The sequence below is a fragment of the Streptomyces sp. SAS_270 genome (assembly GCF_052543295.1).
Genome location: NZ_JBMNDS010000061.1, coordinates 49,806 through 61,639 on the forward strand (window position 1 = coordinate 49,806; position 11,834 = coordinate 61,639).

At 71.0% G+C, this 11,834-nt stretch carries 11 protein-coding genes; 9 read left to right on the forward strand and 2 right to left on the reverse strand.

Going from position 1 to position 11,834, the window contains the following annotated elements; genetic code table 11:
* The first annotated feature begins 33 nt into the window (after nucleotides 1–33).
* Genes miaB through ACN6LB_RS32075 form a run of 3 tightly spaced genes read left to right on the forward strand, consistent with a single transcriptional unit; the run spans nucleotide 34 to nucleotide 2,661 of the window.
* Complete coding sequence (gene miaB, locus ACN6LB_RS32065; protein ID WP_445028901.1) at nucleotides 34–1,560, forward strand: tRNA (N6-isopentenyl adenosine(37)-C2)-methylthiotransferase MiaB; 1,527 nt, start codon at nucleotides 34–36, stop codon at nucleotides 1,558–1,560.
* Between the two features lie 12 nt (nucleotides 1,561–1,572).
* On the forward strand, nucleotides 1,573–1,878 hold the full coding sequence (locus ACN6LB_RS32070) for a hypothetical protein (RefSeq protein ID WP_445028902.1): 306 nt from the start codon (nucleotides 1,573–1,575) through the stop codon (nucleotides 1,876–1,878).
* A 54-nt stretch (nucleotides 1,879–1,932) separates the two neighbouring features.
* Nucleotides 1,933–2,661 carry a class III extradiol dioxygenase subunit B-like domain-containing protein gene (locus ACN6LB_RS32075; protein WP_445028903.1) on the forward strand — a complete coding sequence of 243 codons (729 nt, stop codon included), beginning with the start codon at nucleotides 1,933–1,935 and terminating at the stop codon, nucleotides 2,659–2,661.
* 102 nt (nucleotides 2,662–2,763) lie between these two features.
* On the opposite strand, the gene ACN6LB_RS32080 is transcribed toward ACN6LB_RS32075, so the two are convergent.
* On the reverse strand, nucleotides 2,764–3,027 hold the full coding sequence (locus tag ACN6LB_RS32080) for an antitoxin (protein WP_356136641.1): 264 nt from the start codon (nucleotides 3,025–3,027) through the stop codon (nucleotides 2,764–2,766).
* Nucleotides 3,028–3,051: 24 nt separating this feature from the next.
* Entirely contained in the window at nucleotides 3,052–3,339 is a 288-nt protein-coding gene (locus ACN6LB_RS32085) for a hypothetical protein (RefSeq protein ID WP_356136639.1), read from the reverse strand.
* Between the two features lie 183 nt (nucleotides 3,340–3,522).
* Here ACN6LB_RS32085 and miaA point away from each other — a divergent pair, with 183 nt between their 5' ends.
* The 6 genes from miaA to hflX all read left to right on the forward strand — a co-directional run bounded on the left by miaA (nucleotide 3,523) and on the right by hflX (nucleotide 11,777).
* Nucleotides 3,523–4,461 carry a tRNA (adenosine(37)-N6)-dimethylallyltransferase MiaA gene (gene miaA / locus ACN6LB_RS32090; RefSeq protein ID WP_445028904.1) on the forward strand — a complete coding sequence of 313 codons (939 nt, stop codon included), beginning with the start codon at nucleotides 3,523–3,525 and terminating at the stop codon, nucleotides 4,459–4,461.
* Nucleotides 4,462–4,568: 107 nt separating this feature from the next.
* Complete coding sequence (locus tag ACN6LB_RS32095; RefSeq protein WP_445028910.1) at nucleotides 4,569–5,075, forward strand: hypothetical protein; 507 nt, start codon at nucleotides 4,569–4,571, stop codon at nucleotides 5,073–5,075.
* 93 nt (nucleotides 5,076–5,168) lie between these two features.
* Nucleotides 5,169–6,038: a diaminopimelate epimerase gene (dapF, locus tag ACN6LB_RS32100; protein ID WP_445028905.1), complete on the forward strand. Its 870-nt coding sequence runs from the start codon at nucleotides 5,169–5,171 to the stop codon at nucleotides 6,036–6,038.
* Nucleotides 6,039–6,362: 324 nt separating this feature from the next.
* Entirely contained in the window at nucleotides 6,363–8,492 is a 2,130-nt protein-coding gene (locus ACN6LB_RS32105; RefSeq protein ID WP_445028906.1) for a RelA/SpoT family protein, read from the forward strand.
* 90 nt (nucleotides 8,493–8,582) lie between these two features.
* A complete protein-coding gene (locus ACN6LB_RS32110) occupies nucleotides 8,583–10,112 on the forward strand; it encodes a M1 family metallopeptidase (RefSeq protein WP_445028907.1) in 1,530 nt (509 codons plus the stop codon).
* A gap of 168 nt (nucleotides 10,113–10,280) precedes the next feature.
* On the forward strand, nucleotides 10,281–11,777 hold the full coding sequence (gene hflX / locus ACN6LB_RS32115; protein WP_356136629.1) for a GTPase HflX: 1,497 nt from the start codon (nucleotides 10,281–10,283) through the stop codon (nucleotides 11,775–11,777).
* Nucleotides 11,778–11,834 lie beyond the last annotated feature (57 nt).

An 11,834-nucleotide genomic window follows, 5' to 3' on the forward strand; every position in this document is an offset into this window, starting at 1 on the left:
GGAGGCACTCCGGGCACCGCCTACCCTTGTCACATGAGCAGCAGCGACCGGAGCCAGGCAGTGGACGTTCAGGAACCCAAGACCTACGAAGTGCGCACTTACGGGTGCCAGATGAACGTCCACGACTCCGAACGGCTCTCCGGCCTCCTTGAGGGCGCCGGTTATGTGCGCGCGCCCGAGGGTGCGGACGGCGACGCCGATGTCGTCGTCTTCAACACCTGCGCCGTACGCGAGAACGCCGACAACCGGCTGTACGGCAACCTGGGCCGCCTCGCCCCGATGAAGACGAAGCGCCCCGGCATGCAGATCGCCGTCGGCGGCTGCCTCGCCCAGAAGGACCGCGACACCATCGTGCAGCGGGCCCCCTGGGTGGACGTCGTCTTCGGCACGCACAACATCGGCAAGCTGCCGGTCCTTCTGGAGCGCGCCCGCGTGCAGGAAGAGGCGCAGGTCGAGATCGCCGAGTCCCTTGAGGCGTTCCCCTCGACGCTGCCCACCCGCCGCGAGAGCGCGTACGCGGCCTGGGTTTCGATCTCCGTCGGCTGCAACAACACCTGCACCTTCTGCATCGTCCCGGCGCTGCGCGGCAAGGAGAAGGACCGCAGGACCGGCGACATCCTCGCGGAGATCGAGGCGCTGGTCGGCGAGGGAGTCTCCGAGATCACGCTGCTCGGGCAGAACGTCAACGCCTACGGGAGCGACATCGGCGACCGCGAGGCGTTCAGCAAGCTGCTGCGGGCCTGCGGCCAGATCGAGGGGCTGGAGCGCGTGCGCTTCACGTCACCGCACCCGCGTGACTTCACGGACGACGTCATCGCGGCCATGGCCGAGACGCCGAACGTGATGCCCCAGCTGCACATGCCGATGCAGTCCGGCTCGGACACCGTCCTGAAGGCGATGCGCCGCTCGTACCGGCAGGAACGGTACCTCGGGATCATCGAGAAGGTCCGCGCGGCGATCCCGCACGCGGCGATCACCACGGACATCATCGTGGGCTTCCCCGGCGAGACCGAGGAGGACTTCGAGCAGACCCTCCACGCGGTCCGCGAGGCCCGTTTCGCGCAGGCGTTCACGTTCCAGTACTCCAAGCGGCCCGGCACCCCCGCGGCCACCATGGAAGGCCAGATCCCCAAGGAGGTCGTCCAGGCGCGCTACGAGCGTCTCGTCGCCCTCCAGGAGGAGATCTCCTGGGACGAGAACAAGAAGCAGGTCGGCCGCACCCTTGAGCTGATGGTCGCCGAGGGCGAGGGCCGCAAGGACGGCGCCACCCACCGCCTCTCCGGCCGTGCCGCCGACAACCGCCTGGTGCACTTCACCAAGCCGGACGAGGAGGTCCGCCCCGGCGACGTGGTCACCGTCGAGATCACCTACGCCGCCCCGCACCACCTGCTCGCCGAGGGCGCCACCCTGAACGTGCGTCGCACGCGCGCGGGGGACGCCTGGGAGAAGCGCAACGCCGCCGAGGCGGCGAAGCCGGCGGGTGTGATGCTGGGCCTGCCGAAGATCGGCGTTCCGCAGGCGCTGCCGGTCGCGACGGGCAGCGGCTGCGGCTGCGACTGACGAGGGAGAGTCATGACGACGGGGGACGGGCGTACGGCCCGCTGGGTGCTGCTCCTGATGAAGCCGGCCGGGGTCTACGCGCGCGAGCCGTACCCGACGATGGCCACGGTGGACGGCACCCGCGAGGAGGCCGTGCAACGGTTCGGGGAGTTCGTACGGCTCTATCGGCCGATACATCCGAGCCATCCGGTGCGGCTGCGCCGCTTCCGCACCGATGACGGCTGGATGGTGATCGGCGACGGACTGTCCGGCAGCATCTTTGCGTACCACTTCCTGATCACCGAGTTGGAGTGGGACTCGGGAACCATCAGCTACTGAAGCGACCGAAGCGACCGAAGCGACCGAAGCGACGGAGCGCGTACGCTGCCGATCATGCTTGTCGCCGCCGCTGTGTGCCCCTGTCCGCCCCTGCTGGTGCCCGAGGTCGCCGCGGGCGCGGCGCCCGAGCTCGACGCCGCGCGCGCAGCCTGCGCGGACGCCCTGGGCGTGCTGGCCGCCTCGCGCCCGGACCGCCTGATCGTCGTGGGGCCCGCCGAGCAGAGCGGGCGCGGACCGTTTCCCCAGGGCGCGCCGGGCTCCTTCCGCGGCTTCGGCGTGGACCTCGGCGTACGTCTGGGAGGCGGGAAGCCGGGACCGGCGGAGTCGGCGGAGCCGGAGCGTGAGCTTCCGCCCTCGCTCGCCGTCGCCGCCTGGCTGCTGGAACGTACCGACTGGTCCTGCGCGCCCGTCGAAGGCCTCGGTGTCGGGGAGCCGCTCGCGGCCGACCGGTGCTTCCAGGCCGGTGCGGGGCTCGCCGCGCGGGCCGGGCGGGTCGCCCTGCTGGTGATGGGCGACGGCAGCGCCTGCCGGACGCTCAAGGCACCGGGGTATCTCGACGAGCGCGCGGCGCCCTTCGACGCGGCGCTCGCACGGGCGCTGGGCACGGCGGACGTGGGGGCCCTGAAGACGCTGGACGCCGAGTTGGCGTACGAGCTGAAGGTGTCCGGGCGAGCTCCCTGGCAGGTGCTGGCCGGTGCGGCCGAGGGCGCGGGACTCGCCGGTGCGCTGCTCTACGAGGACGCGCCCTACGGGGTGGGGTACATGGTGGCGACCTGGTCCTGACGGCCTGCCGGCGTCAGCCCCGACCGCCGCCGTACGGCCCGGTGCGGACACGGCGGACGGCCGGGAGCCCGTGCTCCACGGCCGTCCGGCGATGCGTGCCGTTCAGGAAGCCGGAGGCGACGAGGGCCCGTCCGTCGGAGGCGTGGTGCCGCCGCCCTCCTTGTGCGCAAGGCGGTCCATGGCGCCCTTGGCCTTGCCCGTGCCCGTCTGGATCTTTTCGCTGTACTTGCCCTTGGTCTTCTCGTCGACCACCTTGGCGGCCTTGTCGAGACCGTGCCCGATCTTGTCCCCGTGCTGCTGCGCGAGGTCGGAGACCTTGTCCTTGGCCGGGGCCAGCTTGGCCTTGAGATTGTCCAGGAGACCCATGCTCCACCTTCCCTCGCGGGGCAGTTACTTGCGGGCGCTCTCGCCCGCCTCGTTGTCGGCGGCCTTCTCGGCGGTCTGCTGCTGCGGGATCTCGACGTCCTCCGTGGTGGCGGCCTCGACGGTCTCCTCCGCCGTGGCCTCGACCTCGGCCTCGACCTCTGCTTCAGTCTCGGTCTCGGTCCGGGACGACTCCTTCACCTCTTCCGCCGCGTCCGCCGCGGGTTCGGGCGTCAGAGTGTCGGCCTGCACCTCGGCGGTTGACGCCTCCTCCGTAGCCTTCGACCTCCGGAGAAGTCGTGCAAAAACGCTCATATCCACTCCATACGTTACTCGTGAGGGCGAAATCCCGCGTCGCCCGGTGCGTCCCATTGCGTCGCCCGGGTCACCGGTACTCGAAAACCGGCGGCTGGAACCTCGCAACTGGGAACGACCCCGGACCCGTGCCGTCACGTCGCTCGTTCGAGGAGAGGCCCCGAGGTTTGCGAGACTGGGTCGGTGAGTAGTGCAGCCCCCGCACCGCGGGTCATCGCCGTCGTCGGACCGACCGCGGCAGGAAAGTCCGATCTGGGCGTTTTCCTCGCCCAGCGCCTCGGCGGCGAGGTCGTCAACGCAGATTCCATGCAGCTCTACCGAGGGATGGACATCGGCACCGCCAAGCTGACGCCCGAGGAACGCGGCGGAGTCCCGCACCACCTCCTGGACATCTGGGACGTGACGGTCACGGCGAGCGTCGCCGAGTACCAGAGACTCGCGCGGGCCCGGATCGACGCCCTGCTCGCCGAGGGGCGCTGGCCCGTCCTGGTCGGCGGTTCCGGGCTCTACGTCCGAGGGGCCGTCGACAACCTGGAGTTCCCCGGCACGGATCCCGAGGTGCGAGCACGCCTGGAGGAGGAGCTCACCCTGCGCGGTTCCGGCGCGCTGCACGCACGGCTGGCCGCGGCGGACCCCGGCGCCGGTCACGCGATCCTGCCCAGCAACGGCCGCCGCATCGTCCGGGCCCTCGAAGTCATCGAGATCACCGGCAAGCCCTTCACCGCCAACCTCCCGGGGCACGACTCCGTCTACGACACCGTGCAGATCGGTGTCGACGTGGCGCGCCCCGAACTCGACGAGCGCATCGCGCGCAGGGTCGACCGGATGTGGGAGGCGGGGCTCGTGGACGAGGTGCGCGCGCTGGCGGAGCAGGGCCTGCGCGAGGGGCGCACGGCATCGCGCGCGCTCGGGTATCAGCAGGTGCTCGCGGCGCTCCTGGGGGAGTGCACGGAGGAAGAGGCGCGCACCGAGACCGTACGCGCCACCAAACGCTTCGCGCGCCGCCAGGATTCATGGTTCCGGCGGGATCCGCGGGTGCACTGGCTGAGCGGCGCTGCGGCGGATCTCACAGAACTCCCTGAGCTCGCACTGGCGTTGGTCGAACGAGCGGTTACAGCCTGATCACGTCATGGCATCGGGACGCTCCGGCCGCCGTCCGGGCCTCTGGCGCCGTGCCATCATCGAGCTTCGATCGACCAGTGGAGTCCTAGTTGGGAGGGCGCGTGGCGATGGAGGCCGGCCCTCGCGACACCGCACAGGACGCGGAGCACGACACCGCGCAAGAGCAGCAGGAACCGCAGGATCTGGTCGGGGACCGACTGAGTCCGGACGGACCCGACGAGACCTCCGGCGGCGTGACCGCCGACGGTCCGGGTCCGGGTGAGATGTCCCCGGAACCCGAGGTCGAGGTCGAGCTGCGCCCGCAGCGCCGGATGCGCATCTGGCAGCTCGCGCCCATCGTGACGCTGGCCGCGGTCGGCTCGCTGATGTTCGCCTTCCCGCTGGCCTTCGAGTTCGGCGACGGCGGTGCCGTGGTCGCCATGCTCGGCCTGCTGATCTGCTCCTGCGCGGCCGGCTGGGGCATGATGGCGGCCCGCCGGGTCGGCTCCACCTGGCCGGGGTTCCCGCAGCGCGGCTCCGGCCGCCGACCGGACTGGCGGGTCGTGATCGCGTACGCCGTGGTCGTGGGCGCGGTGGCAGTGCTCGCCGTGTGGCGGGTCGCCCGCCTGCGCTGAGTCCGGGCACCGCACTCCGGGCCGCCGACCGGGGCCGGTCCGCCTCCTGGACGGGAGCGGTCCGCTGTCGTACCGAACCCGTACGATCGAGGAATGAGCACGCGGATCGCCTTCCTCAAGGGCCACGGGACCGAGAACGACTTCGTGATCGTCCCGGACCCGGAGAACGCCATCGACCTGTCCCCGTCCGCCGTGGCCGCCCTGTGCGACCGCCGCGCGGGCATCGGCGGCGACGGTCTGCTGCATGTCGTACGGTCCGCCGCGCACCCCGAGGCCGAGAAGATGGCCGCCGAGGCGGAGTGGTTCATGGACTACCGCAACGGCGACGGCTCGATCGTGGAGATGTGCGGCAACGGAGTGCGTGTGTTCGCCCGCTACCTCCAGCGGGCCGGATATGTGGCCGAAGGGGACTTCACGGTCGCCACGCGCGGGGGCGTGAAGAGCGTGCACCTCTCCAAGGACGGTGACGTCACCGTCGGCATGGGCAGCGCACTCCTCCCCGAAGGTGACGTCACGGTGAGCGTCGGCGAGCGCAGCTGGCCCGCGTTGAACGTGAACATGGGCAATCCGCATGCCGTCGCCTTCGTGGACGACCTCGCACACGCCGGCAGCCTGTACGACGCGCCGCCCTTCAGCCCGGCGTCGGCGTACCCGGCCGGGGTGAACGTCGAGTTCGTGGTCGACCGCGGCCCCCGCCATGTCGCGATGCGCGTTCACGAGCGCGGCGCGGGCGAGACCCGCTCGTGCGGCACGGGCGCGTGCGCAGTGGCCGTCGCCACCGCCCGGCGCGACGGCACCGACCCGGCCGTGACCGGGACCCCGGTGACGTACACCGTCGACGTGCTCGGCGGACGCCTCGTGATCACCGAACACCCCGACGGCGCGATCGAGATGACGGGCCCCGCGGTGATCGTCGCCGAGGGCGAGATCGACGCGGAGTGGCTGGCCACGCTGCACGGCTGAGCTGCGGACGGCCGGCCCCGGCGCCCCCGGACGGGACGAGCGTCGGCCTTCCCGGCGGTGAACGGCCCCGGTGTCGTCCGCCCGCCCGAAGGTGTACGACACCCGCATCCGCCTCGACCCGCGCTTTCGAATCACTCGAAACCGTAAACCCCTGAACCTTCGCTCGAATGGGTGATCCGTTTCACGCTCGGCGAGAGGCGGTCAGCCGGGCGTGGTGGGCTCGGTAGCATCAAGCACCGGCCCGGACGGGGGATCGACGCCATCCCCTGAGCCGTGTTCGCCATGGGGCACCCCGTCCGCCGGTCTACGCAGCCGGAGGTGCCCATGAGTGCGGAGGCCACGAACCCCGCGACGCCAGGCCCTGCAACGCCCGGATCGCTCCGCAGGAAGAGCCGCCCCCGGATCGATCTGCGGCGCCTGGGCCGGGCCGCGCTGCTCGGCCCCACGGCCCGCGACCGGCTGCCCGACGCGATCGGCCATGTGGCCGAGGCGCACCGCGCCCACCACCCCGACGCCGACCTCGAACCGCTGCGCAGGGCGTGGGTCCTCGCGGAGTCCTCGCACCGCGGCCAGATGCGCAAGAGCGGCGAGCCGTACATCACCCACCCGCTCGCCGTGACCCTGATCCTCGCCGAACTCGGCGCGGAGACCACGACGTTGACCGCCTCGCTGCTCCACGACACCGTCGAGGACACGGAGGTGACGCTCGATCAGGTGCGGGAGCAGTTCGGCGACGAGGTCTGCTACCTGGTCGACGGCGTCACCAAGCTGGAAAAGGTCGACTACGGAGCGGCGGCCGAGCCGGAGACGTTCCGCAAGATGCTCGTCGCCACCGGCAACGACGTCCGTGTGATGTCGATCAAACTCGCCGACCGGCTGCACAACATGCGCACCCTCGGCGTGATGCGCCCCGAGAAACAGGAGCGCATCGCCAAGATCACCAGGGACTTCCTGATCCCGCTCGCCGAGCGGCTCGGCGTCCAGGCGCTCAAGACCGAGCTGGAGGACCTGGTCTTCGCGATCCTGCACCCCGAGGAGTACGAGCACACCCGGGGGCTGATCGTCGACAACGCGGCGCGCGGCACCGACCCGCTCGCGGAGATCGCGGAGGACGTCCGCACGGTGCTGCGGGAGGCAGGGCTGCAGGCCGAAGTCCTCATAAGGCCACGGCACTTCGTCTCCGTGCACCGCGTGTCGCGCAAGCGCGGACAGCTGCGCGGCGCCGACTTCGGACGCCTGTTGGTGCTGGTGAACGAGGACGCCGACTGCTACGGAGTCCTCGGCGAGCTGCACACCTGTCTCACGCCGGTGGTCTCGGAGTTCAAGGACTTCATCGCCGTCCCCAAGTTCAACCTCTACCAGTCGCTGCACACGGCCGTCGCCCACGCGGACGGCGAGATCGCCGAAGTCCTCATCCGTACCCACCAGATGCACAAGGTCGCCGAGGCCGGAGTCATCGCGCTCGGCAATCCCTACACCCCCGGAGCCGACGACCCGGCCGACGGCGAGCGCGCCGACCCCACCCGGCCCGGCTGGCTCTCCCGCCTCCTCGACTGGCAGGAGGCGGCCCCCGACACCGACACGTTCTGGTCGACGCTGCGCGAGGACCTCGCCCAGGACCGCGAGATCACCGTGTTCCGCGCCGACGGCGGCTCCCTGGGCCTTCCGGAGGGCGCCAGTTGCGTGGACGCCGCGTACGCGCAGTACGGCGAGGACGCGCACGCCTGCATCGGCGCACGCGTCAACGGCCGCCTGGCGACGCTGAGTACGGTCCTGAGGGACGGTGACACCGTCCAGCTGCTCATGGGCCAGGACCCGGCCTCCGAGCCCTCCAGGGAGTGGCTGGAGCACGCGCAGACGCCCGGGGCCCGGATCGCCATCCAGCGCTGGCTCGCCACGCACCCCTCGGCCGGCGACGAGCGGCACGCCGAGGTCCCCACCGCCGCCCCCCGGCCTTCCGCGTCCGCCGACGTCCCCGGCGCAGCCACCCGCCCCGCCGGGGCGAGCGCCGTCGTCGACCAGCCCGGCGCGTCCGTACGACTCGCGGGCTGCTGTACGCCCGTACCGCCCGACGAGGTCACCGGCTTCGCCGTACGCGGTGGTGTGGTGACCGTCCACCGTGTCGAGTGCGCCGCGGTGGAGCGCATGAAAGGCGTGGGGCGCGCGGAGATCGGCGTGCGCTGGGGGGACACCACCGAGTGCCGGGTCACGCTGGTCGCCGAATCCTTCGGGCGCCCGCATCTGCTCGCCGACCTCACCGAGGCCATCGCCCTGGAGGGCGTCGCGATCGTCTCGGCGACCGTGGAACCCCCCAGCCAGCAGCGCGTACGCCACACGTACACGCTCCAACTCCCGGACGCGGCCCGCCTGCCCACGCTGATGCGGGCGATGCGGAACGTGCCGGGCGTGTACGACGTGGGCCGCGCGCAGCACCACGTGGCGACCGCCCAGTAACGCGCCGCGCACGCCCTCTGCCGACCCCTTTCGGGTGGGCCGGGCGCGCGGCGTCACCGCGTGGCGGGCGCGCGCTGATAGCCGTGGGACATGCTGCTCACCCCCCGCCCCAGGACCGCAGGCTCCAGGGCCCCCGGATCCGGATCCCCCGGCCCCAGGACCCGCCGCTTCAAGGCGGCGCTGCTGGCCTCGGCCGTCTCCGTCTGCCTGATCGCCGCGAGCGCCCCCTCACCGGCCGCGCCCCTCGGTGTCGGCGACCGCCTCTTCCCGCACCTGGGCAATCCCGGGTACGACGTGGCGTCGTACGACCTCGACTTCACCTACTCCGGCACGAACACGAAGCCCCTCGCGGCCGTCACCACCATCGACGCCCGGGCGACGGACTGGCTGGAGCGGATCAACCTCGACTTCGCGCACGGCACCGTGGACTCGGTCGAGGTCAACGGTGCGCCCGCGTCGTTCACCGGCGCGGGTGACGATCTGGTGATCACCCCCGAGAAGCCGCTGCCTCCGGGCAAGGCGATGCGGATCACCGTGCGGCACAGCAGCGACCCGGTGTCCGCGGAGAACCAGGACGGCGGCTGGGTGCGGACCAAGGACGGGCTCGCCATGGCCAACCAGGCCGACGCGGCGCACCTGGTCTTCCCGTGCAACGACCACCCCTCCGACAAGGCGATGTTCACGATCCGGGTCACCGCACCCGACGCGTACACCGCCGTCGCCAACGGACTGCCCGCAGGAGTCGACCGGTCCGGCCGGTCCACCACCTGGACGTACCGCACCGAGCACCCCATGGCCACCGAGCTGGCCCAGGTGTCCATCGGCCGCTCCACCGTGCTGCACCGCAACGGGCCGCACGGCCTGCCCGTACGCGATGTCGTACCCACCAAGGACCGCAAGGTCCTGGAGCCCTGGCTGAAGAAGACGCCCGGCCAGATCGCCTGGCTGGAGGGCAAGATCGGCCAGTACCCCTTCGAGACGTACGGGCTGCTGATGGCCGAGGCGTCGACCGGCTTCGAGCTGGAGACGCAGACCCTCTCTCTCTTCGAGAGAGACCTGTTCACCGAACCCGCGTACCCGAAGTGGTACGTCGAGTCGATCATGGTGCACGAGCTGTCGCACCAGTGGTTCGGCGACAGCGTCAGCCCGCGCACCTGGTCCGACCTGTGGCTCAACGAGGGACACGCCACCTGGTACGAGGAGCTGTACGCCGAGGAGACGGCGCACAAGCCCATGGAGAAGAGGATGAAGGCGGCCTACGGTGCCTCCGACTCCTGGCGGGCCGCCGGAGGGCCGCCCGCGATGCCCAAGGGCCCCGAGCCCGGCCAGAAGATCAGCATCTTCCGCCCGAACGTCTACGACGGCAGCGCCCTCTTCCTCTACGCGCTGCGCCAGGAGATCGGGCGCCCCGCCTTCGAGCGCCTGGAACGCACCTGGGTCGCCCTGCACAGCGACGGGGTCGCGTCGACGGCGGACTTCGAGCACCTCGCCTCCGGCATCGCGGGCCGCGATCTGAGCGGGTTCTTCCAGGCCTGGTTGTACGGCAGGAAGACCCCGCCGATGCCCGGGCACCCGGACTGGAAGAGCGACGCCCCACAGGGGCGAAGGGGCACCCGATAACTCGCATGACGAGACGGGGCGTGCCGTGCGACCATCTTCAGGTCGGCGGCACAGCCCCGCGAGGGTTGGCCCGGCGGAATCCGGGAATCTCCCGGTGGCCTCGGACGTTCTTCTTGATGACGGACGTCTCCGTCGCCGATTCGGTACCCCCATCGACGTAAGGATCCAATGACCTCCTCTTCTTCCCCTTCCCAGGACGCGCAGAGCTCCTTCGCGCACAGTTACCCCGAAGGTCTTCGGGCCGATGCCCTGATGGAAGAGGACGTCGCCTGGAGCCACGAGATCGACGGAGAGCGGGACGGCGACCAGTTCGACCGCTCCGAGCGCGCGGCCCTGCGCCGTGTGGCGGGCCTCTCCACCGAGCTCGAGGACGTCACCGAGGTCGAGTACCGACAGCTCCGTCTGGAGCGCGTGGTGCTCGTCGGCGTGTGGACCTCGGGGACCATCACGGACGCCGACAACTCGCTCGCCGAGCTGGCAGCCCTCGCGGAGACCGCGGGTGCGCTCGTGCTCGACGGCGTGGTGCAGCGCCGCGACAAGCCCGACGCCGCCACGTACATCGGCTCGGGCAAGGCCATCGAGCTGCGGGACATCGTCCTCGAAACCGGTGCGGACACCGTCATCTGCGACGGAGAGCTCAGCCCCGGCCAGCTCATCCAGCTCGAAGACGTCGTCAAGGTCAAGGTCATCGACCGTACGGCTTTGATCCTCGACATCTTCGCCCAGCACGCCAAGTCCCGAGAGGGCAAGGCACAGGTCGCCCTCGCGCAGATGCAGTACATGCTGCCGAGGCTCCGAGGCTGGGGTCAGTCGCTGTCCCGTCAGATGGGCGGCGGCAAGGGCGGCGGCCTCGCCACCCGTGGTCCCGGTGAGACCAAGATCGAGACCGACCGGCGTCGTATCCGCGAGAAGATGGCGAAGATGCGCCGTGAGATCGCGGACATGAAGACCGGCCGCGAGATCAAGCGCCAGGAGCGCCGCAGGAACAAGGTGCCCTCGGTCGCCATCGCCGGTTACACCAACGCCGGAAAGTCCTCGCTGCTCAACCGCCTCACAGGCGCGGGCGTACTCGTCGAGAACTCCCTGTTCGCGACCCTCGACCCGACCGTCCGCCGGGCCGAGACCCCGAGCGGGCGGCTGTACACGCTGGCCGACACGGTCGGTTTTGTACGGCACCTGCCGCACCACCTGGTCGAGGCGTTCCGCTCCACGATGGAGGAGGTCGGCGACTCCGACCTGATCCTGCACGTGGTGGACGGTTCGCACCCGGCTCCGGAAGAGCAGCTGGCCGCCGTGCGCGAGGTGATCAGGGACGTCGGCGCCACCGCCGTTCCCGAGATCGTCGTGATCAACAAGGCGGACGCGGCCGATCCGCTGGTGCTCCAGCGGCTGATGCGGAACGAGAAGCGCTCCATCGCGGTCTCGGCCCGCACCGGTCTGAACATCGACGAGCTGCTCGTGCTCATCGACAAGGAGCTGCCGCGTCCCTCGGTCCAGATCGAGGCACTCGTGCCGTACACCCACGGCAAGCTGGTGGCGCGCGCCCACACCGACGGCGAGGTGATCTCCGAGGAGCACACCCCGGAGGGCACCCTGCTCAAGGCGCGGGTGCACGAGGAACTCGCGGCGGATCTCGCGCCGTACGTCCCGGCGCCGCTCGCCTGAGCGACGGTCCGCCAGGACTCGGCACACGGCATGCAGGTGAGGGCCCGCCCCCGTTCA